Source organism: Novosphingobium sp. PY1 (assembly GCF_017312445.1).
In the GTDB taxonomy this organism is placed as follows: Bacteria; Pseudomonadota; Alphaproteobacteria; order Sphingomonadales; family Sphingomonadaceae; genus Novosphingobium.
In genome coordinates, this window is the sequence record NZ_BLTI01000004.1 from 30534 (window position 1) to 54791 (window position 24258).

At 66.7% G+C, this 24258-nt stretch carries 26 protein-coding genes; 11 read left to right on the forward strand and 15 right to left on the reverse strand.

Translation table 11 applies throughout. The annotated features are described in order from the left end of the window. Positions 1–13: 13 nt before the first annotated feature. Entirely contained in the window at positions 14–1327 is a 1314-nt protein-coding gene (hemN, locus tag J3474_RS04180) for an oxygen-independent coproporphyrinogen III oxidase (RefSeq protein WP_207093573.1), read from the forward strand. Positions 1328–1346: 19 nt separating this feature from the next. Here the strand turns inward: hemN and J3474_RS04185 are convergent, their stop codons facing one another. Next, complete coding sequence (locus tag J3474_RS04185; protein ID WP_041558652.1) at positions 1347–1619, reverse strand: PilZ domain-containing protein; 273 nt, start codon at positions 1617–1619, stop codon at positions 1347–1349. Between the two features lie 371 nt (positions 1620–1990). Here J3474_RS04185 and J3474_RS04190 point away from each other — a divergent pair, with 371 nt between their 5' ends. Further along, entirely contained in the window at positions 1991–3199 is a 1209-nt protein-coding gene (locus tag J3474_RS04190) for an amidohydrolase family protein (RefSeq protein ID WP_207093193.1), read from the forward strand. Between the two features lie 25 nt (positions 3200–3224). Here the strand turns inward: J3474_RS04190 and J3474_RS04195 are convergent, their stop codons facing one another. From J3474_RS04195 to J3474_RS04230, 8 genes are all read right to left on the reverse strand, one after another. Beyond that, on the reverse strand, positions 3225–3356 hold the full coding sequence (locus tag J3474_RS04195; protein ID WP_007012769.1) for a DUF2474 domain-containing protein: 132 nt from the start codon (positions 3354–3356) through the stop codon (positions 3225–3227). After that, positions 3356–4363, reverse strand: coding sequence for a cytochrome d ubiquinol oxidase subunit II (gene cydB, locus J3474_RS04200; protein WP_013831617.1), 1008 nt, complete (start codon positions 4361–4363; stop codon positions 3356–3358). The genes J3474_RS04195 and cydB overlap by 1 nt, the downstream gene beginning before the upstream one ends. A 5-nt stretch (positions 4364–4368) precedes the next feature. Then, positions 4369–5778, reverse strand: a complete 1410-nt coding sequence (locus J3474_RS04205; protein ID WP_207093194.1) for a cytochrome ubiquinol oxidase subunit I — start codon at positions 5776–5778, stop codon at positions 4369–4371. 280 nt (positions 5779–6058) lie between these two features. Then, a complete protein-coding gene (locus J3474_RS04210; protein ID WP_207093195.1) occupies positions 6059–6850 on the reverse strand; it encodes a sulfite exporter TauE/SafE family protein in 792 nt (263 codons plus the stop codon). 18 nt (positions 6851–6868) lie between these two features. Next, complete coding sequence (locus J3474_RS04215) at positions 6869–8428, reverse strand: bifunctional protein tyrosine phosphatase family protein/NAD(P)/FAD-dependent oxidoreductase (protein ID WP_207093196.1); 1560 nt, start codon at positions 8426–8428, stop codon at positions 6869–6871. Between the two features lie 31 nt (positions 8429–8459). After that, positions 8460–8876 (reverse strand): DUF6691 family protein, encoded by a 417-nt coding sequence (locus J3474_RS04220; protein WP_207093197.1) that lies wholly within the window; start codon positions 8874–8876, stop codon positions 8460–8462. A gap of 1 nt (position 8877) precedes the next feature. After that, on the reverse strand, positions 8878–9321 hold the full coding sequence (locus J3474_RS04225; protein WP_207093198.1) for a YeeE/YedE family protein: 444 nt from the start codon (positions 9319–9321) through the stop codon (positions 8878–8880). Positions 9322–9332: 11 nt separating this feature from the next. Next, entirely contained in the window at positions 9333–10259 is a 927-nt protein-coding gene (locus J3474_RS04230) for an MBL fold metallo-hydrolase (RefSeq protein WP_207093199.1), read from the reverse strand. A 78-nt stretch (positions 10260–10337) separates the two neighbouring features. Here J3474_RS04230 and J3474_RS04235 point away from each other — a divergent pair, with 78 nt between their 5' ends. Beyond that, on the forward strand, positions 10338–10973 hold the full coding sequence (locus J3474_RS04235; RefSeq protein ID WP_013831624.1) for a peroxiredoxin: 636 nt from the start codon (positions 10338–10340) through the stop codon (positions 10971–10973). Then, entirely contained in the window at positions 10973–11329 is a 357-nt protein-coding gene (locus J3474_RS04240; RefSeq protein WP_207093200.1) for a helix-turn-helix transcriptional regulator, read from the forward strand. The genes J3474_RS04235 and J3474_RS04240 overlap by 1 nt, the downstream gene beginning before the upstream one ends. Positions 11330–11460: 131 nt before the next feature. On the opposite strand, the gene J3474_RS04245 is transcribed toward J3474_RS04240, so the two are convergent. The 4 genes from J3474_RS04245 to J3474_RS04260 all read right to left on the reverse strand — a co-directional run bounded on the left by J3474_RS04245 (position 11461) and on the right by J3474_RS04260 (position 16312). Then, entirely contained in the window at positions 11461–12210 is a 750-nt protein-coding gene (locus J3474_RS04245) for a M23 family metallopeptidase (RefSeq protein ID WP_051009991.1), read from the reverse strand. Between the two features lie 126 nt (positions 12211–12336). Continuing rightward, entirely contained in the window at positions 12337–13128 is a 792-nt protein-coding gene (locus J3474_RS04250; RefSeq protein WP_207093201.1) for a ferritin-like domain-containing protein, read from the reverse strand. 2 nt (positions 13129–13130) lie between these two features. Beyond that, positions 13131–13604 (reverse strand): peroxiredoxin, encoded by a 474-nt coding sequence (locus tag J3474_RS04255; protein WP_007012781.1) that lies wholly within the window; start codon positions 13602–13604, stop codon positions 13131–13133. Then, positions 13601–16312, reverse strand: coding sequence for a bifunctional [glutamine synthetase] adenylyltransferase/[glutamine synthetase]-adenylyl-L-tyrosine phosphorylase (locus tag J3474_RS04260; protein WP_207093202.1), 2712 nt, complete (start codon positions 16310–16312; stop codon positions 13601–13603). The genes J3474_RS04255 and J3474_RS04260 overlap by 4 nt, the downstream gene beginning before the upstream one ends. A gap of 165 nt (positions 16313–16477) precedes the next feature. Here J3474_RS04260 and J3474_RS04265 point away from each other — a divergent pair, with 165 nt between their 5' ends. The 4 genes from J3474_RS04265 (at position 16478) to J3474_RS04275 (ending at position 18538) form a co-directional block, all read left to right on the forward strand. Then, a complete protein-coding gene (locus J3474_RS04265; RefSeq protein WP_207093203.1) occupies positions 16478–16684 on the forward strand; it encodes a hypothetical protein in 207 nt (68 codons plus the stop codon). 149 nt (positions 16685–16833) lie between these two features. After that, positions 16834–17817, forward strand: a complete 984-nt coding sequence (locus tag J3474_RS04270; RefSeq protein ID WP_041558656.1) for an agmatine deiminase family protein — start codon at positions 16834–16836, stop codon at positions 17815–17817. A gap of 116 nt (positions 17818–17933) precedes the next feature. Further along, on the forward strand, positions 17934–18062 hold the full coding sequence (locus J3474_RS22870) for a hypothetical protein (RefSeq protein ID WP_255327356.1): 129 nt from the start codon (positions 17934–17936) through the stop codon (positions 18060–18062). Positions 18063–18115: 53 nt separating this feature from the next. Continuing rightward, positions 18116–18538 (forward strand): Hsp20/alpha crystallin family protein, encoded by a 423-nt coding sequence (locus J3474_RS04275; protein ID WP_242528187.1) that lies wholly within the window; start codon positions 18116–18118, stop codon positions 18536–18538. A gap of 13 nt (positions 18539–18551) precedes the next feature. On the opposite strand, the gene J3474_RS04280 is transcribed toward J3474_RS04275, so the two are convergent. Together J3474_RS04280 and thrS are read right to left on the reverse strand one after the other, a co-directional pair. Next, complete coding sequence (locus tag J3474_RS04280; protein WP_207093204.1) at positions 18552–19223, reverse strand: spermidine synthase; 672 nt, start codon at positions 19221–19223, stop codon at positions 18552–18554. Beyond that, positions 19220–21220, reverse strand: coding sequence for a threonine--tRNA ligase (gene thrS / locus J3474_RS04285; RefSeq protein ID WP_013831632.1), 2001 nt, complete (start codon positions 21218–21220; stop codon positions 19220–19222). The genes J3474_RS04280 and thrS overlap by 4 nt, the downstream gene beginning before the upstream one ends. A gap of 311 nt (positions 21221–21531) precedes the next feature. Here thrS and J3474_RS04290 point away from each other — a divergent pair, with 311 nt between their 5' ends. Genes J3474_RS04290 through J3474_RS04300 form a run of 3 tightly spaced genes read left to right on the forward strand, consistent with a single transcriptional unit; the run spans position 21532 to position 24159 of the window. Then, on the forward strand, positions 21532–22278 hold the full coding sequence (locus J3474_RS04290) for a carboxylesterase (RefSeq protein WP_013831633.1): 747 nt from the start codon (positions 21532–21534) through the stop codon (positions 22276–22278). A gap of 16 nt (positions 22279–22294) precedes the next feature. Next, complete coding sequence (locus tag J3474_RS04295; RefSeq protein ID WP_207093205.1) at positions 22295–23170, forward strand: tetratricopeptide repeat protein; 876 nt, start codon at positions 22295–22297, stop codon at positions 23168–23170. Continuing rightward, positions 23167–24159, forward strand: a complete 993-nt coding sequence (locus tag J3474_RS04300) for an LLM class flavin-dependent oxidoreductase (protein WP_207093206.1) — start codon at positions 23167–23169, stop codon at positions 24157–24159. Before J3474_RS04295 ends, J3474_RS04300 begins: the two co-directional genes overlap by 4 nt. Positions 24160–24258 lie beyond the last annotated feature (99 nt).

The following is a 24258-nucleotide window of genomic DNA, read 5'->3' on the forward strand; positions in this document are numbered from 1 at the left end:
GAATGTCCCCGGCATGTGGACATATCTGCCAGACCTGCTCGCGATTCCCGTACCGCGCTACACCAGCTTCCCGACGGCGGCCGAATTCGACGATCGCGTCGGCGCGGCCGATCTCCTGCGGGTGCTGGAGGGAGAGACCGGCGAAGTCTCGCTCTACGTGCACATTCCTTTCTGCGAGAAGATCTGCTGGTACTGCGGTTGCAATACCAGCGTGGCCAACCGGCGCGACCGGGTGTCGAGCTACCTCGACGCCCTGCACCGCGAGATCACGCTTGTTTCAGAACACCTGCCCAATGCCGCGAAGGTAACGCGCATCGCCTTTGGCGGGGGCAGCCCCAACGGCATTCCGCCGATCGACTTCGTGCGGCTGGTCGATGCATTGACGTTGCAGTTCGCCGCTTCGCGCCCGGTAATCTCGATCGAGCTCGACCCGCGCACGATGGGCCCCGAATGGGCTGCGGTGATCGGGTCGGTGCGGATCGAGCGCGCCAGCCTTGGCGTCCAGACCTTTGCGCCCGCGCTGCAGGAGGCCATCGGCCGGGTGCAGCCGGCGCAGATGATCGAGGGAACCACCGAAATGCTGCGCGCGGCGGGGGTGGCTTCGCTCAATTACGATCTCATGTACGGTCTGCCCGGCCAGACGATGGCCGACCTGGAGGATTCGCTGAGGCGGAGCGTCACGCTCGGCGCGGACCGCATCGCCCTTTTCGGATACGCCCATGTCCCGCACCTGATCGCGCGCCAGCGCAAGATCGACGACAGCGCACTGCCTGATGCCGAAACGCGCTTTCGCATGGCCGCGTTCGGTTACGAATATCTTGTCAGCGAAGGCTATGTTCCGGTCGGGTTCGACCACTTTGCGTTGCCCGGCGATTCGCTCGCCCGCGCGGCGCTAACCGGCAGGCTGCGGCGCAATTTCCAGGGCTTCACCGAGGATCAGGCGCCGGTCCTGATCGGGCTTGGCGCTTCCTCGATCAGCAGTTTCCCGGAGCTACTGGTCCAGAACGAGAAGAATACCGGCCGCTATCGCATGATGCTCTCGCAGGATCGACTGACCGCCAATCGCGGGATCGTGCGCAGTGCCGAAGATCGCCGTCGCGGCGCCGTGATCGAGGGGTTGCTGTGCCGGGGCCGCGCCCATGTCGATCCCGACCTGGCGCGCGAGGCGTTTCCGATGCTGGAGTCCTATCTTCAGGCCGGGCTGTGCGAGGCCGATGGCGACAACCTGGTGATCCGTCCGGGCGGCCTGCCCTATGCGCGCTCCATCGCGGCACGCTTCGATCCTTATCGCAAGGATTCGCTGCGGCGGTTCAGTTCGGCGGTTTAGCGGACGGCGACGCTGCGCGTCAGGCGCGGGTGTCGAATTCCACGCCGAACAGGTTGCCCTCCGTCCAGCGTACGAGGCCCCAGAGTTCGCGGCCGTCCTCAAGCTGGGCGCGCACGATTGAATTGGGTGCCGGCGGATCGCCCGCGGCGGCAGCGCTGAGACCGCGCGAGGAAATGTCGCGCACGATCACGTCGATCGTCTGGCCACTGGCATCGTACAGCGTGAATCGCGTGCACTGGTTGCGACGGCGTTCACGCAGAATCGGTGTCGGCTTGAAGCGGCTGGTGTCCATGCTTCGCCTCATAAGCCGGGGATGGTTAAGGGATGGTACCCTGGAGATGCGGTGCGCAGGCCGAGTTGGGCGCCCCGGATGCGCTTTTCTGAACTTCGATTCCAATATTGACCCTGGTCAATGTCGGGTGGCGCGACCTGCGGCAGTAAGGGGGTGCCGGTCTTGTACCGCTTCCCTCGGGAAAGGTGCGAACCGCTTCTCCCCAACTTCGGGCGACCCAGCCTCGTGACGGGTCGCCCTTTCTTTTTGCCCAGGAGCCTGGCGGGAATCCGGTTGACGCGCGTCAATGCGCGCGGCGCAGCGATGGCCAGACTGCCGAAAGCCCTGAGGCATTGCGCAGGAGCGTGGCGGGCAAGCTGGGAGTTGAAGTGATGCAGCGCGATGACCTGGTCATCATCAGCACCGAAGATTACCTTTGCGAACCGTCCAACCTGTTCGACAACCAGCTTTGCGGCAGGCTGCTGGCAGCCGCGCCGAGGTCGGGGCAGGATGCGCAAGGCAACCCGGTATGGATCTATCAGGACCGGGCATGGCCGGTAGCCCACTGCGCCTCGTTCCTCGCCGGTGGCGCGCTCGCCGGAGATACGGCTCGGGTCCACCTGCGACCGGGCTGCCGGGACGTTCACGCAAGGATCGACGAGATGGACGCGAATGGGGTGGCAGCTTCGCTGTGCTTCGGCGATGCCTTGGGAGCCGATAGCGCCATCTTCCATGCGGCCCCGGACAAGGCGCTGGCGCTGCGTCACCTGCGCGCCGTGAACGATTGGCATTTCGACGAGTGGTGCATGGCGTACCCCGGTCGCCTCATCCCCCAGGGCATCCTGCCGAACTGGGATGTGCAGGCAAGCCTCGAGGAAATCGACCGGCTTGCGCGCAAGGGGTTGCGGGTCATCGACCTTGGCGCGAACCCGGTCCTGCAGGGCCTGCCGCCGATCCGCGATGACCATTGGCGGCCGATCTTCCGCGCGCTTGCCGACAACGACATGACCGTGGCCTGCCGTCCCGGAACTGGGAATGGCGCGCTCGACACCGGAAGCCTCCCCGGCGCCGGGGCCTGGGTTGCGGGGATGCCGCTGGCGGCGGCGCAAGTGCTTGCCGACTGGCTGCAACTCGACGCGCTGCATTCCTGTCCCGACTTGCGCATCGTGATGCCCGAAGGCTCGATCGGCTGGGTGCCGTTCCTGGCCGCCAGGGCCGACCTGATGGACTGGCGCAGCCCGGCATGGGAGCGTTCGGGGCGGCGTGCGGTACAACCTTCGTATCTGCTTGCCCGGCACTTCTGCCACACCTTCCGGTGGGACCCTTCGGGGCTTGCGAACTGGGCCGAAGTGGGTGAGGACAACATCGCCTTCGCGGCAGGCTATCCGCGCACGTTCGGGCCATGGGCGGACACCGCGGCGCAATGCCTCGAGCAGCTCGGCGACATGCCGGAGGCGGTGATCGACAAAGTCACCCATGGCAATGCGATCCGCTGGCTGCGGCACGAGGCGCTGTTCGAACGCTTCTCCCGGTCCGAAGTCACTGTGGGCGCATTGCGTGCCCGGGCCGCGGCCAAAGGGGTCGATACTGCCTATCCGTAGGCGATCCGGTAAGCGCGGGCGTCCGTTATTTCAGCCAGAACCGGATTGCGAGCGAAACGAGCCCCAGCCCGGTTACGCTCCCGGCCCAGATCAGTGCCATCCAGCCCAGCCGCTTCCAAAGCGGAGCTTCGTCGGCGTCCAGCCGGGTGCGCTTCATCAGTGATAGCCTTCGTGGCCGACCTTGCCGCGAAATACCCAGTAGGCCCAGCCGGTGTAGACGAGGATCAGCGGCAAGGTCAGCGCGACGCCGACCAGCATGAAGATCTGGCTGCGTTCGGGGGCGGCAGCGTCCCAGATCGTCACTTCGCCGGGAACGACATAGGGCCACATGCTGACGCCAAGGCCCGCCATGCCGAGCAGGAAGATGCCGAGCGCGAACCAGAAAGGCGCTGCCTCGCGCCGCCTGGCCAGGGCACGGAACAGCAGGAAGGCGAGGATGGCGGTGAGCAGCGGGACTTGCGCTGCGAACAGGACGTTCGGCATCTCGAACCAGCGGGTCCAGTAGTCTGCGTCCAGCAGCGGCGTGTAGAGGCTGACGCAGACCAGCAGCACGAGCGTTGCCACCGCGGCGCGCCTTGCCACCTTGTAGGCATGGGCCTGCGGCGCGCCGTCCAGTTTCCAGACCAGCCAGGTCGCGCCGAGCAAGGCGTAGCCTGCCACCACGCCGAGGCCGGTCAGAAGCGTGTAGGGCGTCAGCCAGTCCCACCACGACCCGGCATAGGCGCGGTTCGATACCTCGATACCCTGCAGGATCGCGCCAAGCGTCATGCCCTGCGACATCGCCGCGACGAGCGATCCGCCCGAGAAGGCAAGGTCCCAGAACGGCCGGTGCGCCGGATCGCGCCAGCGAAATTCGAAAGCGACGCCGCGAAACACAAGTCCCAGCAGCATGGCGATGATCAGGGGGTAGGTCGCGGGCAGGATGATGGCATAGGCCAGCGGGAAGGCGGCGAACAGGCCGCCGCCGCCCAGCACCAGCCAGGTCTCGTTGCCGTCCCACACCGGCGCGATGGAATTCATCGCGCGATTGCGTCCCTCGCCCACCTTGAAGCTGGGGAAGAGGATGCCGATGCCAAGGTCGAAGCCGTCCATCACGACATAGGCGAAGACGCCGAAGGCGATGATGAAGGCCCAGATGACGGTGAGGTCGAAGTTGACGTCCATCGTGCTTACTCCCCCTTTCCGGCGGGATGCTGGTGCGGCCCGGGTGTGATCCCGGCGGTGCGGACGGGGCCGTCCTCAAGGCCGCTTTCCTGCGGGTGCGGCGCCTTGTCCATCAGCTTGAGAATGTACCAGGTGCCGATCGAGAAGACGGAGAAATAGACCACGACGAAAGCCAGCAGCGAGGCGCCTACCGCGGGCGCGTCAAGCGGCGAGGCGGAATCGGCGGTGCGCAGCAGGCCGTAGATCGTCCAGGGCTGGCGGCCCACTTCGGTGGTCATCCATCCGGCGATCACCGCAATGAAACCCGAGGGGCCCATCGCGATTGCCGCGCGGTGCAGCCAGCGCCAGTCGTAGAGCTTGCCGCGCGCACGCCCCAGCAGGCTCCACAGGCCGATGCCGAGCATCGCGAAGCCCAGCCCGACCATGACCCGGAAGGCCCAGAATACCGGGCCGACGGGCGGCTGGTCGGTTTCGGGAACGGTGTCGAGGCCGGCAAGCGGTGCGTTGGGATCGTGCTTGAGGATCAGCGAGGAAAGCTTGGGTACCTCGATCGCGTAATCGACGCGCTTTTCCTTGCTGTCGGGAATGCCGAAGAGGATCAGCGGCGCACCCTCGGGATGGCTCTGGTAGTGGCCTTCCATCGCCATGACCTTGGCCGGCTGGTGCTCCAGCGTGTTGAGGCCATGGGCGTCGCCGAGAAAGATCTGCACCGGCGCGACGAGCGCGGCCATCCACATCGCCATCGAGAACATCTTGCGCGCGTGGGCATTGGTCCGCTCGCGCAGCAGGTGCCAGGCGCCCACGCCGCCAACCGCGAAGGCGGTGGTGAGGTAGGCGGCGGTCACGGTGTGCAGCAGGCGATAGGGGAAGCTGGGGTTGAATATCACGTCGATCCAGCTCGGCCCCGGCAGGAACTGGCCGTTCGCACCGATCTCGAAACCGGTCGGGGTCTGCATCCACGAGTTCACCGACAGGATCCAGAAGGCCGATACGAAAGTGCCGCCGGCCACCATGCAGGTGGCGAAGAAGTGCAGCTTGCGCCCCACCCGCTCCATTCCGAACAGCATGACGCCGAGGAACCCGGCTTCGAGGAAGAAGGCGGTCAGCACTTCATAGGCCATCAGCGGCCCGATCACCGGCCCGGCCTTGTCCGAGAATACCGCCCAGTTGGTGCCGAACTGGTAGGACATGACGATGCCGGAGACGACGCCCATCGCAAAGGCGACCGCGAAGATCTTGAGCCAGTAGCGGAACAGGTCGAGGTACAGCGCCTTGCCCGTTTTCAGCCACAGCCCCTCCAGCACCGCAAGGTAGCTGGCAAGGCCGATGGAGAACGCGGGGAAGATGAAATGGAAGCTCACCGTGAAGGCGAACTGGATCCGTGCCAGCAGCAAGGCGTCGGCGTGATCCCACATGGATCTTTCCCTCCTGTCCTTTCGGTGCCGGTCCGTGCTGTCCGGCTGCAGTGTCGTGACGGTCGCGGGGCGCGCGTGGAATTACGCCCGGCAGGATGATGCGATCAGGTAGTGCGGCCTGTGCGGCCGGTCTGGATGGGGCACTGCAAGCGCGCCTTGCGCCAGCGCTGGAAAGTCTTTTCCGACATGCCCACCTCGCGACAACTTTCGACGACGCCCCGACCTTGACCTATAAGAGCCTCGATTTGAAGGCATTTCTGCTCCTTGTCGGCAATGCGTCTCATAGCGAAGTTCCGCTTTTCCAGAGCATGTAGGCGGCAACGACGAAGATCAGCCCGGCAAACACCGTGGTCAGCGCGCCCGCGCCGGACAGGCGCCTGGCCGCCATGGTCCCCCCGACGCCGCCGATTATGCCGCCGGCGATGAACACGGCTGCCAGCAGCCAGTCGACGAGGCCCGATGCGGCGTAGTTGAGCGCGGTGGTGAGGCCGAAGGCCGTCACGGCGACGAGGCTGGTGCCTACCGCATTGATCATCGGCATCGAAGTCGACGCAACGAGGCCGGGGACGATGAGGAAGCCTCCGCCGATCCCGAAGAATCCGGAAAAGACGCCGGTGCCCAGACCGAACGTGACGACCTTGGGGGCATTCTCGCGATTGCACTGCGCCCCGGGTTCCCCCTGGTTGCGGCGGCCGCGGATCATCAGCACGCCGACCGCGATCATGACGAGCGCGAAGAGGAACAGCAGTTTCTGCCCGTCGATCGCCTTGCCCAGCGTCGAGCCGAGGAAGGCGCCGAGGATACCCGAGGCGGCATAGACCGCACCGCAGCGCCACTTCACGTTGTGCGCGCGGGCGTGCTGGACAAGGCCGGTGGCGGCGTTGACGGCAACGGCGAAGGCGCTGGTGCCGATTGCCACATGCGGGCTTTGCACACCGACGAGATAGACCATCAGCGGCACCGCGAGGATCGATCCGCCACCGCCGACGAGGCCGAGCGTGAAGCCGACGAGAACGCCCGAAAGAGCGCCGAGCGCGAGGTGGAGCGTATCGATCTGGACGGGGTCGATCATGGCCTGCGATCCTTTCGGCTACTGCAGCGGCACCGGCGGGACGAGCCACTCGCGGCCCTTGAGCATGCCGTGCCAGTAGATCGGCGGCAGTGCGTCGGCCTTGAGATGCCAGGCGAGGCGCGAGGGCCGCGTGCCGTCTATCAGCCAGGTCGGCAGGGTCGGTGAGACTTTCCCGCCGTAAGTGAACTCGGCCAGGACGATGTGGCCGCGATCGACCGTGAGTGGGCAGGAGCCATAGCCGTCGTAGGCTGCGACCGGATCGCGGCCGTCGAGCGCGGCAAGGGCGTTTACCGCAACCACCGGGGCCTGCTTGCGCGCCGCCGCTGCGGTCTTGGCATTGCCGGTATTGCAGCCGTCACCCAGCGCGAAGACATTGGCGAAGCGGACATGGCGCAAGGTCGCGGCGTCGACTTCGGCATAGCCGTTCGCGTCGGCCAGCGGACTGGCCGCGACCACACTGTTGCCCTCTTGCGGCGGAACGACGTGGAGCATGTCGAAACCGCGGGTGACTTCGCCGTCAGGGGTGCGGAAGGTCGCGGTGCGGTTCGGCCCGTCGACGGCGACGAGGTTCGATTCGAAGTTCAGGCCGATGCCGTAGCGCTGGACCGTCTCCATCAGCGCGGGCACGTATTCGGGCACGCCGAACAGAACGCCGCCGGCATTGTGGAATTCGACCTCGATGTTCCCGAGCAGGCCCTGCTTCTCCCATTCGCTGCACGACAGGTACATGGCCTTCTGGGGGGCGCCTGCGCACTTGATCGGCATCGGCGGCTGGGTGAACAGCGCGCGCCCGAGCTGCATCCGCTGGACGAGCTGCCAGGTATAGGGAGCAAGGTCGAAGCGGTAGTTCGAGGTCACACCGTTCCGGCCGAGCGTCTCTTCGAGCCCGGCGATCCTTTCCCAGGCGAGGCGATTGCCCATGGCGACGATGAGGATGTCGTACGTGACGCGCATGCCGCCTGCGAGCTTGACCGCGTTGGCATCGGGATCGAAACAGGATACGGCATCGCGGATCCAGTCCGCCCCGCGCGGCAGTATGGCGGCGGTCTTGCGCACGGTATCGCGCTGCTGGAAGACCCCGCCGCCCACCATGGTCCAGCCCGGCTGGTAGAAGTGATCCTCGCGCGGTTCGACGATCGCAAGGGAGAGCCCGCGGCGGCGCTTGAGAATCGAGGCCGCGGTGGCGATCCCTGCAGAGCCCCCACCGACGATCAGCACCTTGTAGTGCGGTGCCTTTGCTGCCGGGGCCCGTGCAAAGGCGGCCCTGGCGACCTGTTCGGAGCGGTTGCCTGTGCGGCAGTATGCAAGCACGGGGGCAGGAAGCTCGCGAAGGGCGGCAGCAAAATCGGCGGCTTGGTCTTCGGCCGTCGCGCCGCCGCCGACGGGCAGGTAGCGCATGGCAATGCCTTGCGCGCCCGCCGCATCGGCCAGCGTGGCGAAACTCGGCTGGTCGGCGTCCTCGCCGTCGGGACGATTGCACACGATGGCGCGAAAGCCCAGCGCGGCGAGCGCCTCGAGATCGCCGGGCGCGATCTGGCCGCAGACCGAAAGGCCGGGGGCGATTTGCCGAGTTTCCATGGCTATTACTCCGTAAGGTCCGGGGGGCGGGTTATTTCGAACCGCTCTCGGTGAGGCGGAAGCCGACCATTCCTGCCACCATCGCCAGCACGAAGACGGCGGCGGGGACGGGGTTGGTGACAAGCGACGCGACAGCAGGCCCCGGGCACAGGCCGCCCAGGCCCCAGCCCACGCCGAACAGGGCAGCGCCGCCGATCAGCTTGGCGTCGATCAGGCGCGTGCCGGGCAGCGAGAATTCCTCGCAGGCAACAGGCGCGGGCATGCGCCGCTGGACCAGCCACGCCAAGGCCATGACCAGTACCGCGCCGCCCATGACGAAGGCGAGAGTGGGGTCCCAGTTTCCCGCAACATCGAGGAAGCCGCGCACCCGCGATGGGTCCATCATGCCGGAGATGGCAAGGCCGGCGCCGAAGAGCATGCCGGAGAGAAGCCCGATGAGGTGACGCATGTTACCAGTCTCCACCGAGGGCATTGACCAAGGCGACAGTCACCATGCCCGATGCAATGAAGCTTCCGGTCGCCACGATCGAGCGCGGCGACAGGCGCGACAGGCCGCACACGCCGTGACCGCTGGTGCAGCCGCTGCCAAGCCGCGTGCCGAATCCGGTGATCAGGCCCGCCACGGCCAGAACCGCGTAGGATGGCGGGAAGCGTGCCTCGATGCCGCCCAGAGCGGTGGCCATGATCAGCGCGCCGATCGGCAGGCCGGCGATGAACAGGGCTGCCAGTATGCGCGGCGCCCCCGAAGCGAGGCCGAGCGTGCGCGCGGCAAGGCCGCTGACACCGGCGATGCGCCCGGCACCGAGCAGCATGACCGCTCCGGCCAGTCCGATCAGGATGCCGCCGATGAAGCCGTGGAGCGGCTGGGCGTGTGGGAAGAGTTCGGAAAGCATGTCCCGGGCCCTCAGATCGCGTTGATGGGGATCTTGATGTAGCTGACCCCATTGCTTTCCGGCTGCGGGAAGTGGCCGCCGCGGATGTTCACCTGCACCGAGGGCAGGATCAGATTCGGCACCGCCAGGGTGCTGTCGCGGCTGGTGCGCATCTCGACGAATTCGTCCTCGCTAACGCCGTCGTGCACGTGGACGTTGCCGCCGCGCTGTTCTTCGACGGTGGTTTCCCAGGCGAAGGTGTCGCGGCCCGGCGCCTTGTAGTCGTGGCACATGAACAGCCGCGTTTCGCGCGGGAGACTGAGCAGGCGGCGGATCGAGCGGTAGAGCTGGCGCGCATCGCCGCCGGGAAAGTCGGCGCGGGCGGTGCCGTAGTCGGGCATGAACAGGGTATCGCCCACGAACGCGGCATCGCCTACGACATAGGCCATGTCCGCAGGGGTGTGGCCCGGGACGTGCAGCGCGATCGCGGGAATCGAGCCGACCATGAAGGTTTCGCCGTCGGCGAAGAGATGATCGAACTGCGAGCCGTCGCGGGCGAATTCGGTGCCGGCGTTGAACAGCTTTCCGAAGACGTCCTGCACCCGCTGGATTTCGCGACCGATCGCCAGCTTCCCGCCCAGCTTCTCCTGCAGGTAGGGCGCGGCGGAAAGGTGGTCGGCGTGGGCGTGGGTCTCGATAAGCCATGTCACTTTAAGATTTTCAGAAGTGACATGGGCGATGATGCGGTCCGCAGAAGCGGTCGAGGTGCGACCGGCAGCCGCCTCGTAGTCGAGCACGGAGTCGATGATCGCAGCTTCCCGAGTGGCGGGGTCGGCGACCACGTAGCTCACCGTAAACGTGGCTTCGTCGAAGAAGGCGGTAATGGCGGGGCGCAGGACCGGGTCGGCTCCCGCGGCTTCGATCTGCGCAGTGGCTTTGGACAGGATGGCTTCAGACATTGCGATTCTCCGATTTTCAATTTATGTAAATATGTAATTCAGTTGCGTCAAGCAGACAATCACGATAGTGAGCAGCCCATGGAAGAAGAGACCCGTCCGCACTGTTGTCCGCTGCGTATCGGCGACACGGTACCCAACTTCACCGCGCGGACCACCGCGGGGCCCGTTGCGATGAAGGACTTCGCAGGGCGATGGCTGGTGTTCTTCTCCCATCCGGCGGATTTCACCCCGGTATGCACATCGGAATTCGTGGCTTTTGCGCGGGCGGCGGATCGTTTTGCAGCGATGGACTGCGCGCTCATGGCGCTGTCGGTCGACAGTCTTTATGCCCACTTCGCCTGGGTGCGGGCAATTCGCGATCGTCACGGCGTGGAAGTGCGCTTCCCGATCGTCGAGGATCCGACTCTGGTGATCGGCCGGGCCTATGGCATGGTGGCGCAGGACGCGCACGATGCCGGCGCCGTGCGCACGGTCTTCGTCATCGATCCGGCGCAAGTGGTGCGCGCCATGATCTGCTATCCGGTGGAAATCGGCCGATCGGTGGAGGAGATCCTGCGCATCGTCGCCGCTCTCCAGGCCGCGGATCGCGAACAGGCGCTTCCGCCCGAGGGGTGGATGCCGGGCCAGCCACTCCTTGCGCAGCCTGAGCCCACGCTCGATTCGGTCCTTGCGGCCGACGATCCGATGGGCTGGTTCCTGCAGGAGCGGAAGTGATGGCCGGCGAGCCGCCCATCGATCTGCTCAAGGCAATTGCCCATCCCTTGCGCTACGCCATCCTTGCTGCAGTGGCGGAAGGCGAGCGCAATGTCGGCGAGATCGAGGCGATGACCGGGATCGGGCAGCCGACTCTCTCGCAGCAGTTGTCCGTTCTCAGGCAAGCCGGGCTGGTGACTTCGCGGCGCGAGGCCAAGCTGGTGTTCTATGGCTTGGAGCAGGGCGCGATGGCGCAGGCGCGCGACAGTCTGTCGGCGCTGGTCGGCAGCGACGAGGCCTTGCCGGTTGCTGCACGTGCCCGGGAGGGAGCGATCCGGCGAAGCGGCGGCGCGGCGGTCTTCGCACGTCTCGCCTGACTTGCCCCTGGCTCTGAACGGCACTCCAGAATCAGAAAAGGCGACCTGACGGCCGCCTTCTCCTCCTCTCCAAACCCGTAAGCGCTTCCTGCTTGCTTCGCTGCGGCGGGTCAGCGCGAAGCCTTTGCCGATCAACCGCCCTTGGCGTCGCTCTCGGCTGCGGCAGCAGCCATGCGGTCGCCCTGCATGTACGGGATCGGGTTGACGGCAACGCCGTCGACGCGGACTTCGTAGTGCAGGTGGGGGCCGGTCGAATTGCCGGTGGTGCCGACGTAACCGATCACGTCGCCCTTGTGGACGACCTGGCCGTCGGCAACGTTCAGGCGCGACATGTGGCCATAGCGGGTCTGCAGTTCACCGCCGTGTTCGATCGAGACGAACAGGCCGTAACCGCCGAAAGTCGAGGCGCGGCTGACGACGCCGTCGGCCGTGGCGTGGATCGGCGTGCCGGTCGGAGCAGCAAGGTCGACGCCCTTGTGAGCGCGGCGGCCACCGAGGATCGGGTGCTCGCGCATGCCGAAGCTGCTGGTCATGGTGTCATGCTCGAGCGGATCGCGCGAAGGGATCGACACGGCGGCGATGCTGGCACCGCTGGCAACCGACGGCTTGGCCTTGGAAACGGCGAGGCCGGTTTCCTCGTAATTTTGCCAGGAGCTGAAAAGCTGGCGGAACTGTTCGTCCTCGCCGCCGCTGACCGACTGGCTTGCCGACTGCGACGCGCGGAGCGGGGCGGAGATGTCGGCTGCAGCTGCACTGCTGTTTGCCATCGCGGGATGCGCCGCGACGAGAAAACCGCCTGCAACCAGGACACCGGTCACTGCGCGGAACTTGGCGAAAGACTTCGTTACGACCACTCGCAATACCTTTTTGTCCGCCGGCATCCATATTTGGACGCGACGCTTTTCTTGTCTGACGCAGGCCACGAAATCGGCCCGGTCAAAGTTAAAATGGAGATGGTCGGAACCCCCCGCCGTCTCGCGAGTTGCAGTTATGCTTACCGTTCGCGCTCAGGCAACCCCTGCATAAAGATCGCGCGATAAACCGGCTGCGAGACGCGCCGAGTCGTTGAACGGAGGCTTTGGCAGCCCTCGAAAGTGGCGGGAAACCAAGGATTTCCACAATCCGTTAACCGGTTCGTTTAACGTTTTGGCGCGTTCGACGAAGTGTTTTGCGCCGAAACCGACATGGCGAATCTCGTCGTCAAGTATGCGACTCAGGATCTTTGCGCCGGTCTCGTCACCGGCATTGCGGACGCGCTCCAGCGTTGCCGGCGTGACGTCCAGACCGCGCGCTTCGAGCACCATCGGCACGACCGCCAGCCTTGCGGCGACGTCGTGACGCGTCTCGTAGGCGGCGTCCCACAGGCCGTTGTGAGCGGGCAGGTCGCCATAGTGGCTGCCCAGCGTGTGCAGGTGCCGTTCGATGAGCGCAAAGTGCATCGCCTCGTCGGCGGCGACGGACAGGAAGTCGCTGACGAACGGTTCGCCCATCTCGCCGCCGAAGCGCCCGACGATGTCGAGCGCAAGGTCGACGGCGACGAATTCGATGTGGGCGAGCGAGTGCCACAAGGCGATTCGCCCGCGCTGCGATCCGCCCTTGCCGCGCTTGGGCATGCGGTTGGGCGGCAGCAGTTCGGGCGCATCCGGGCGTCCCGGCACATCGGGCATGGACACGTCGAAGGCAATGGCGAGGCGGCCAAGGCGCCAGTCGCGCGCGACCTTGCGCGCGGCCATGACCTTGGTGCGCGGATCGCGCTCGAGCAGCGCCGAACGGATCGCGCGTGCAATCGATTCAGACATACTTAAAGCGCCTTCGCGGCCTCCAGTACGGCCTCGACGTGGCCCTTGACCTTCACCTTGTCCCAGACCCTGGCGATCTTGCCGTCCGGGCCGACGAGGTAGGTCGTGCGGACCATGCCCATGTAGGTGCGGCCGTAGTTCTGCTTTTCGGTCCAGATGCCGAGCGCGTCGGACAGGCCGTTTTCCTCGGCATCGGTTGCCAGGGGGGCGGTGAGGTCGTGCTTGGCGATGAAGTTCTGGTGCTTCTTGGCCGAGTCCTTGCTCACGCCCAGCAGCGCGACGCCTGCCTTGTCGAATTCGGGCTTGGCCGCCGAGAACTCGATGTTTTCGGTCGTGCAGCCGGGGGTGTTGTCCTTGGGATAGAAGAACACGACGAGCTTCTGGCCGGCGAAATCCGAGGCTTTCACGCTGCCGCCATCCGGGGTTTCCATGGCGATGTCGGGAAAGGCGTCGCCGACGCCGGGGCGGGTGCTCATCTGTCAGTCTCCAGTGTTTCGCCAAAGGCGGCCTGCCAGGCGTGTGCGACTTGCGTCCGCGCCTGGCCGAGCGCCATTTCGAGTTCGTCCCACGCCCCATAGCCGCAAGCGCGCACGAGCGCCATGCATGCCGCCTCTACCGGTACCTGCGAATCCGGTGCCAGCAGGCGGGCGGCGACCAGGAAGCGGGTGAGGACATCGTGCGCCGCGATCAGGTCCGCCGGCAGCAGGCCTGCGTCCGCCAGTTGCACGATGGCCTCGCGCAAGTCGGAAACCAGCCCCTTGCCTTCGCGCAGCTGGGTGAAATGGACGAGGAATTCGAGGTCGACGAGCCCCCCCCGTGACAGCTTGACGTCAAGCGGGCCCTTGCCGGGTTTGTGCTGGGCCATCGTTTCGCGCATTTCCAGCACGTCGCTGCGCAGCTTTTCGGGGTCGCGCGGGCGTGTCAGCACGTCATGGACAAGTGCGTCGATTTCGCTGCGCCCTGTGGCGGAACCGAACAATGCCCGCGCGCGGCACAGGGCCATGTGCTCCCAGGTCCAGGCCTGCTCTTCCTGATAGCGTGCAAAGCTGTCGAGGCTGGCTGCCGGCGGGCCTTGCGCGCCGGAGGGGCGCAGCCGCGTGTCGACCTCGTAAAGCGCGCCTTCGGCGGTCGGCACGGAAAGCGCGGCGATCACCCGCTGGCACAGGCGATTGTAGTACCGTGTCGCGCCAAGCGGCCGCTCCCCGTCCGATTCCAGCGAAAAATCGCCGCTGAACAGGAATACGAGGTCGAGGTCGGAGGCGTAGGTCAGGACGCCGCCGCCCATGCGGCCCAGGCCGAGGACGAGCAGTTCGCTGCCGGCAACCTTGCCGTGAGTCTGCTCGAATTCCTCTATCGCGGCGCGGGTGAGGACATGGATGGCCGCTTCCGCGATCCGGGCAAGTCCGTGGCCGATCGCGATCGGGTCGTTTGCCCCTTCGATCAGCTGGACCCCCAGCGCAAATCGCTTCTCGCCCACCTTGCGTCGCACGGTGTCCAGGATCCGTTCATAGTCGTCGTCCGGCTCGAACCGGGAAAACTGCGCGATCAGCGTCTCGACATCGCCCGGCAGTTCGAAGGCACTGGAATCGATCAGTGGATCGAGCAGGTCGGCCCGGCGCGTCAGGGCATTGGCCAGCGGCGGGGCCAGCGAGAGGATGCGGGCAAGGCGCTGCAGCAGCGCGGGCCGGGCTTCCAGCAGGCGGAACAGGTTGATCGCGGTCGGCAGGTTGTTGAGCAGCTGTTCCCAGCGCAGCAGGGCGCGTTCGGGTTCGGGAGCGGCGGCCAGCGCGGCGAGCAGGTCTTCCTGGATCGCCTCGAAGGCATTTCGCGCGGCATCGCTGCGCAAGGCGCGCATCCGGCCCGACTGCCATCCGGCAATCCGCTCGACGAGCGCTGCCGGGTCGGCGAAGCCCATCTCTTCCAGCCTTTCGACCAGGCTGCGCTGCTCGGGTACTGAGACGCTGGTCGAAGGGCCTTCGGGCGTATTGTCCATTATCAGCGCGTCATAGCGTTCGCCCACCGTCTCGGTGATCTGCGTCAGTTCCGCGATGAGCGCCTGCCCGTCCGGTAGTCCGTCGAGCCGGGCCACTTCGTCTAGGGCTTCCGGCTTGACCGGCAGGCTGTGGGTTTGCTGGTCGAGCACCATCTGCAGGCGGTGTTCGACGGTGCGCAGCCGGTCGTAGCATTCGCCGAGGATTCGCGCTTCTTCGGCCGGAATCAGTCCGGCATTGGCCAGCGCGACCAGCGTTTCGCGGGTGCCTCGCAGGCGCAGTTGCGGATTGCGGCCCCCGTGGATCATCTGGTGGGTCTGGGCGTAGAACTCCACCTCACGAATGCCGCCCCGGCCCTTCTTGAGGTCGAAACCGGGCCCGACCACTGGCCCGCCGCGGGCATTGGCGCGAATCTGCGTCGTAAGGCGCCCGATCTCGGCGATGGCCCCGAAGTCGAGGCTCTTGCGCCACACGAACGGCCGGATCGCGGCAAGGAAGGCCTCCCCGGCAGCGATGTCGCCGGCACAGGCGCGGGCGCGGATGAAGGCGGCGCGCTCCCATGCCAGCGCCGAGGATTCGTAATGGGTCAGCGCTGCATCGATGGAGATGGCCAGCGGGCTGACTTCCGAGGCCGGACGCAGGCGCAGGTCGACGCGGAAGACATAACCGTCCTGAGTCACCTTCGCGAGCGTTTCGACCACTGCGCGGGCGACGCGCTGGGCCGCCTCGCCCGGTTCGTCGCGCTCGCGCCGGGGCAGCAGTTCGGGATCGAACAGGAGGATCGGGTCGATGTCCGAGCTGTAATTGAGCTCGCCCGCACCGTGTTTGCCCAGCGCCAGCGCGAGGAACCCGGCCGGCTGCGCGTCGGGCGCGCGGCGGCGAATGCCCTCGGCGATCGCCGCATCCAGCGCCCGGTCGGCAAAGGCGGACAATTCGCCCGTCACCTGCAGCAGTGGAAATGCTCCGGCAAGATCGCCGATGGCGATGGCGATGGCGAGGGCCTGCTTCTCGCGGCGCAGCGCGACACCGACATCGGCGATGCCATCGCCGGCCGCCTTGGCCCAGGCCAGAGCCCCCGCGCCGTCTCCGGAGGCGAGGATTTCGGTCAGTTCCGGCAAGCGGTCGAGGGCCCCGGACAAGTAGGGGGCATGCGCGCGGGCGCGATCGATCGCTCCGGTCCAGTCGACTGTCATGTCCTATCCCTGCCTGCTGACCGCGCCGAGGGCAAGTGTGCCGGGCGCGACATGGCCGATCGGTTCATGGCGCAGGCGCCTGCTTGTGAAAGCCATGCCGTTCTGGCACTTGTTCGCCATCCCCCCAAGCACCCAGAGGTCGCAATCTTGAAGCAGAGAGTCTTTATGCTCGCCGCGCTGGCGCTCAGCGCCTGCAGCACGCCCTATGCGGGGCCGGACATGCCCAAGGGCACCGCGCTGCCGCCCCCCGAAGAGACGTCCCCGGCAGCCAGCCCGGAGATTTCGGTCGATACGATGAAGGCAATGGTGAAGACCCTTGCCTTCGACGAATTCGAAGGCCGCGCATCCAGCGGCGAATATTTGGACAGCTGAAACTGTAACGGGATTGTCCAGGACATCGACCTCTACTACGCGCTTGGCCGCGACCTCGCCGATGGCGACTGGTGGCGCCACTTGGCGCGAGGGCGACGAGTTCCGCGCCATCCGTGACAAATCCTGTGCCCCCGAAGGAGGCTGCTGACTTGACGTTCCAATTGCCGCCGGAGTGGCATCCCCAGGACTGGATCTGGATCGGCTTTCCCCATGACCCGGTCGAGTGGCCGGGCTTCCTGGGCGCCGCGCAGGAGCAGATGGCCCGCTTCGCGAGTGCCGTGGCCGATTCCGGGCAGGAAGTACGCCTGATCGTGCGGGACGAGGCCAATGCCGCGCGCGCGGCGGCGCTGTGCTCTGCAAGCGTCAAGCTGGAGATGCGGCGCTACGGCGACGTCTGGCTGCGTGACACCGGTCCGCTGGTAGTCATGGACGAGGCGGGCGAGCGCAAGGCCATGCGCTTCGGCTTCAACGGCTGGGGCGGCAAGTACCTGATGGACGGCGATCAGGAAATCGGCGCGGAACTGGCGCGCGATGCCGGCCTGCCCGTCGAGACGGCGGACTGGATTCTCGAGGGCGGCGCGCTCGACGGGGACGGCACCGGCCTCGTCGCCACGACCGAGCAGTGCCTGCTCAATCCCAACCGCAATCCATCGCTGACCCGCAACGACCTCGAAACCCGGCTCCAGCGCGACCTCGGCTACGACCGCGTGCTGTGGCTGGGCGAAGGGCTGATCAACGATCACACCGACGGCCATGTCGACAACCTCGCGCGCTTCGTCGCGCCCGGGGTGCTCGCCCTGCCGCGCGCGACCGGCGCGGACGATCCCAATGCGCACATCTATGCCGATGCCAGGGCGCGCGCCGAGGCCATGGGCATAGCAGTGCGCGAAGTGCCCTCGCCGGGCCGGGTCGAAACCGACGGGCGGATCGAACCGGCAAGCTACATGAACTTTGCCATAACCTCGAAGCTGGTGGTGGTGCCGATCTACGGAACCGAGCACGATGACGACGGCATCGATGCGATCGCGCAGCTTTTCCCCGATCGCGATACCGTGGGCATCCTTGCCGATGCCGTGCTGGCAGGCGGCGGCTCGTTCCACTGTTCCAGCCAGCAGATGCCCTCCCGTCCCTGACTTGTGCAGTCCTGACATTGTCCCTTCGTCGCCGGCTGCGCGGCGCCGCGCTGCGACGAAGCGATTGATGTGGATTTTAACGAATTGGTAAGAGTCCGCGGCGCAATCTACGCGGCATGGCTCAAGTCATTGCTCTTGCCCGGACCATCCAGCGCCCGAACCGCGCCCCGGAAGTGCTGCGCACGGCCATCGTCGCCGGTTGCGCCCTCGCGCTGATCCTGGCCAAGGCGCCGCTTCCCTTCTGACGACCTGATTACCTGCCGGCATTGACGGCAGGTGGGCTTCTTTTGCGCGTCGTTTGACCGCAATCAATGCAATCGGGCAGCCGTTGAGGGACTTGTTTCTCACCAGAAAGGAGAGAGGCAATGGCAAGTCTGGCTTTCTCGTCCCCAAGGTCGATGTCGCGGAGACCGAGGCCGGGCTGGAACTGACTGCGGAGCTGCCGGGCTTCGATGAGAAGGACGTCTCACTCGACATCGAGGACGGCGTCATGACCATCCGGGCCGAGCACAAGGACGAGCGCGAGGAAAAGGACGAGAAGAAGCACTATCATCTCGTCGAGCGCACGCAGGGCACCTTCCTGCGCCGCCTTGCGCTGCCGTTCGAGGCCGATGCCGACAAGGCGAGCGCGCATCTCGACAAGGGCCTGCTGAAGGTTTCGGTGCCGCGGCTGGCCACGGCCGAGAAGAAGCCGAAGTCGATCCCGGTCGGGAAGAAGTAGGCAGTCCGGCCGCTCAGGCGGCCTTGGCGAACCAGATCACGTGCTTGGCGCCCTTGCCGTTGCTGCGCGCGGCGACCTTGACTTCGTCGACGTCGAAGCGGGCCTTCTGCAGGCGGCGGGTAAAGGCGGGGTCGGCGCCGGCCGACCAGATCGCCAGGACACCGCCGGGCGCGAGCGCGGCCTTGGCCGCACGCAGGCCCGACGAGGTGTAGATCACGTCGTTGTCGGCGCGCACGAGGCCGTCAGGGCCGTTGTCGACGTCGAGCAGGATCGCGTCGTATTCGCCTTCCGAACCGGCGATGATCGGCGCGACGTCGGCCTGCACGAGGTTCACGCGCGGGTCGTCAAGGCAGCCGGCGGCGAGTTCGGCCATCGGACCGCGTGCCCACTCGATGATCTCGGGCACGAGTTCGACCACGGTCACCCGGCCATCGGCGGGCAGCAGCCTGAGCGCGGCGCGCAAGGTGAAGCCCATGCCGTATCCGCCGATCAGCAGGTGCGGCTGGCGGACGTGATCGATGCGCTCGATCGCCTGGACCGCCAGAGCTTCCTCAGAGCCCCACTTGCGCGTGCTCATCAGTTCGTTGTGGCCGAGCACGATCATGAAATCGCGGTCGTGCCGGTACAGTTCGAGCAGCTCGCCGCCCGGGACTTGCGCCGTGCCGATGAGTTCGCGCTGAATCAAGGGCGAAGGTCCGGTGCGGTCGCTTCGCCCTTGAGCATGGCGATGGCGTCCTCGAGGCTCATTACCTTCTGGTGCTCGGCACCCAGCGTACGCACGGCGACGGTTTGCTCGTCCGCCTCGCGCTTGCCCACGACCAGCAGGTGCGGGACCTTCTTGAGCGAGTGTTCGCGCACCTTGTAGTTGATCTTCTCGTTGCGCAGGTCGGTTTCGACGCGCACGCCCGCAGCCTTGAGCTTCGCGGTGACTTCCTTCGCATAGTCGTCGGCATCCGAAACGATCGTCGCGACGACGGCCTGCACCGGCGCGAGCCAGACCGGCAGCTTGCCGGCGAAGTGCTCGATGAGGATGCCGATGAAGCGCTCATAGGAGCCGAAGATCGCGCGGTGCAGCATGACCGGGCGGTGCTTTTCGCCGTCCTCGGCGATGTAGCTTGCATCGAGGCGTTCGGGCAGGACGCGGTCCGACTGGATCGTGCCGACCTGCCAGGTACGGCCGATCGCGTCGGTGAGGTGCCATTCCAGCTTGGGTGCGTAGAAGGCGCCTTCGCCGGGCAGCTCCTCCCAGCCGTATTCCTCGCTCGCAAGCCCTGCGCGCACGACCGCGTCGCGCAGCTCGGCCTCGGCCTTGTCCCACATCTCGTCGCTGCCGAAGCGCTTTTCGGGGCGCAGGGCGAGCTTGATCGAGTACGTGAAGCCGAAGTCCTTGTAGATCCGGTCCGCCAGTTCGCAGAAAGACTGCACTTCGGCGACGATCTGGTCTTCGCGGCAGAAGATATGCGCGTCGTCCTGGGTGAACTGGCGCACGCGCATCAGTCCGTGCAGTGCGCCGTGCGGCTCGTTGCGGTGGCAGCAGCCGTTCTCGTAGATGCGCAGCGGCAGGTCGCGGTACGACTTGATACCCTGGCGGAAGATCAGGACGTGCGCCGGGCAGTTCATCGGCTTCAACGCCATCCAGTCCGCATCGTCGGACACGAGCGGGCCCTCGTCCTCGACGTTGGGAACCTCGTCGGGGATGACGAACATGTTCTCGCGGTACTTGCCCCAGTGGCCGGACTGCTCCCACTGGCGGGCGTCCATCACCTGCGGGGTCTTGACCTCCTTGTAGCCGGCACCATCGATGGCGCGGCGCATGTAGGCTTCAAGCTCGCGCCAGATCACATAGCCCTTGGGGTGCCAGAACACCGAGCCGTGCGCTTCGGCCTGGAGGTGGAACAGGTCCATCTCGCCGCCGAGCTTGCGGTGGTCGCGCTTGGCCGCTTCCTCGAGCCGGGTAAGGTGGGCATTAAGCTGCTTCTTGTTGAGCCAGCCGGTGCCGTAGATGCGGGTCAGCTGCGCGTTCTTCTGGTCGCCGCGCCAGTAGGCCCCGGCTACGCGCATCAGCTTGAAGGCCTGCGGGTCGAGCTTGCCGGTCGAGGGAAGGTGCGGGCCGCGGCACATGTCGAGCCAGTCGTCGCCGGACCAGTAGACGGTCAGTTCCTCGCCCTCGGGCAGTTCGCCGGCCCATTGCGCCTTGAAGGTCTCGCCCTCGGCGGTCCACTTGTCGATCAGCTGCTGGCGGCTCCAGACTTCGCGGCGCAGCGGCTTGTCGGCCTTGATGATCTCGCGCATCTTTTCCTCGATGGCGGGAAGGTCGTCCATGCCGAAGGGCTCGCGCGAGGCCGGAGCCATCACGTCATAGTAGAAGCCGTCGTCGGTCGCGGGGCCGAAAGTGATCTGGGTGCCGGGCCAGAGCGCCTGCACCGCCTCGGCCAGCACGTGCGCATAGTCGTGGCGGGCGAGTTCGAGCGCCTCTTCCTCGTCGCGGCCGGTGACCAGCGCCAGCGTCGCATCGCCGGTGAAGGGACGGGTCAGGTCGACCAGCTCACCGTCGATCCTTGCGGCAATCGCGGCCTTGGCGAGGCCGGGGCCGATGGCGGCGGCAACGTCGCCGGGGGTCGACCCGAGCGGCATCTCGCGCACGGAACCATCGGGAAGGCTGATCTTGAACATCTCGGACATCGATCTCGTCTTTCGCTCCTGAGCCGCAGCGCCATGGCACATGGCTGCGCGCGGCGGAAGGTCCGGCGTCAGGTAAATTCGTTTCGGATCCGGGAAGTGACGCCTGCCGCCCGGACCCCCGGGCGACGGTGGCTCGCGTCTTCAGGCCGCGACCAACCGTGCCCGGGCCAGCCGGGTAGTCGTGGTGGTCGTTGTGGGAGTGAGCCGCGTCATCGCCGCGGCATCTAGCAGGTCAGCCCCGGGGAGTCACCCACCTGAAGCTCCAAGGTTACGCCTTGCCCTCGAGCGCCATGGACCCCACCTTCCGGGGCATGACCGAAACCTGCTTCCACGAGATGCCCGACGGGCGGAGGATCGCCTATCGCCTTACCCTGGGTGAAGGGCCGATGATGGTCTTCCTGCCCGGTTACATGTCCGACATGGCAGGAAGCAAGGCGGCTGCAGTGTTCGACTGGGCGCATCGTCACGGCCGCGCCTGCCTGCTGCTGGACTATTCCGGTTGCGGCGAAAGCCCGGGCGACTTTGCGGACGGCACCCTGCTGCGCTGGAAGGACGAGGTGGTTGCGCTGATCGAGGCGCTGTGCCCGGGGCAGGTGGTGCTGATCGGTTCCTCGATGGGCGGCTGGCTCATGCTGCTGGTTGCGCTGGCCCTGCCCGAGGGACGCTGCGCCGGGCTGGTCGGCATCGCCGCCGCGCCCGACTTCACCGACTGGGGCAAGACCGAGGCGGAGAAGGCGCGGCTCGCAGCGGGCGAAGTCGTCCTGGAGGACAATCCATATGGGCCCGAGCCGACGCCGACCCATCCCGGCTTCTGGGAGAACGGACAGGCCAATCTCCTGCTCGGCCATGAGATCGCGATAGATGCCCCGGTGCGTCTGCTGCAGGGCCAGCAGGACCCCGACGTGCCTTGGGAGACTGCGCTGAAACTGGCCAAGGCACTGCGTTCAGCCGACGTGCAGGTCCAGCTGATCAAGGACGGCGATCACCGCCTCTCGCGCGAGAGCGACATCGCGTTGCTCCTGCGCACGCTCGACGAAATCGTCAGCGGGGCGGCCTGACCGGAGACCTGTCCCGATGTTCCTGCCCGTTTCACTGATCCTCGCCCCTGTCATGCTGGCGCAAGTCGGTCCCACCACCGGCTACGGCGCCTCGCCTGCCTCGCAGCTTCCGCTCGAGATCATCGAGAAGAAGCAGGACGAAGCGCGCAAGCGTGCCGTGCAGGCAATGCCCCAGCCGAGTGCCCCGCGCGGGGCAGGCTGCATGGCCGCAGCCGAGGCGAGCCCCGAGCGCACGGTGCAGGTCGCGCGCGATGCCCTCAACCAGGCGGTCGGGCGCGAGAAGGTGCGCGCAGGCCTGTGCCTCGGCGTCGCGCTCAGCGATCTCGACCGGTGGGGCGAGGCGCAGCAGGCCTTCGTCAATGCCCGCGACGCCACCGAGCCGGACGATCACCAGACCCGCGCCCGGCTTGGCGCCATGGCCGGCAATGCCGCGCTGGCGCAGGGCGACGCGGCGCAGGCGCTCATGCTGCTGGGCCCCGCGGCGGGTGAGGCGAAGCTGGCCGAGGACAATTCGCTCACCGCTTCGATCGCGCTCGACCGCGCCCGCGCCCTCGTTGCCGTCAACCGGCCCGACGAGGCGGCCGACGCCCTGACCCAGGCGCGCGAGGCCGAGCCCGACAATGCGCAGGCCTGGCTGCTTTCGGCCACGCTTTCGCGGCGGCAGAACAAGCTGATCGAGGCGCAGACCCAGATCGAGCAGGCCGCCGGGCTGGCCCCGCGCGATGCCGAAATCGGGCTCGAGGCCGGCGTGATCGCCGCGCTTTCGGGCAACGACGACGCGGCGCGGCGCAGCTTCAACTCCGTCCTTGCGCTGGCCCCCGGCAGCGACCTGGCCGCCAAGGCGCAAGGCTATCTCGACCAGCTCGGCCCCGAAGGAGCCAAGACCCCATGATTCCCCTTTCCGTCCTCGATCTCGTCACCGTCCGCGAAGGCAGCACCGTTGCCCAGTCGCTGGCGATCAGCGCCGACTATGCCCGGGCCGCCGAAGCGGCGGGCTACAAGCGTTTCTGGGTGGCCGAGCATCACGGGATGGACGGGATCGCCGGAGGCGCGACTTCGGTGGTGCTGGCCCACATCGGCCAGGCGACCTCCAAGATCCGGATCGGTGCGGGCGGGATCATGCTGCCCAATCACACGCCTTTCGCGATCGCCGAACAGTTCGGTACGCTCGCCGCGCTGTTCCCGGGCCGTGTCGACCTCGGTCTCGGCCGCGCACCGGGCGCGGACGGGCGCCTCGGCAATGCCCTGCGCAAGAACATCATGGCTGCAGCCGAGCAGTTCCCGCAGGACGTGGTTGAACTGCGAGCGCGCTTTGCCGGACAGGCGGTGGGCGGCGTCACCGCGCCGCAGGCCGACGGGGCCGACGTGGAAATGTGGATCCTGGGATCGAGCCTGTTCGGTGCCCAGCTCGCCGCCATGCTCGGCCTGCCCTATGCCTTTGCATCGCACTTTGCGCCTGCGCAGCTAGACGATGCCGCGCGGGTCTATCGCGAGCGGTTCCAGCCATCCGAAGTGCTCGACAAGCCGCACTTCATGGCGGCGATCAACGTGATCGCGGCCGACAGCGACGAGGAGGCCGCCTATCTCGCCTCGTCGACGGAGCAGAGCTTCGTCGCCTTGCGCACCGGCAATCCCGGGCGCCTCAAGCCGCCTGTGCGAGATTACCGCGCCAACCTGCCGGGATCGGCGCTGGCCATGCTCGAACAGGTCCGCTCAGTCAGTGCGATTGGCGCGCCGCAGAAAGTGCGCGAAGGCATCGAAGCCTTCATTGCGCGCACCGGGGCGGACGAACTGATCGTGTCGGGCGCCACCTTCGATCCGCAGGCGCAATACCGCTCGCTGGCCTTGACCATGGAAGCGCTGGAACGGGTGGCGGGCTGATCCGGGGCGGGCAGGCCGCCATCCCCACGCGAGAAAGGATCTTTCGCCGAAGGGGGAAAATCGGCAAGGATCTAGGCATTGACCCCGGCTGCGAAATTG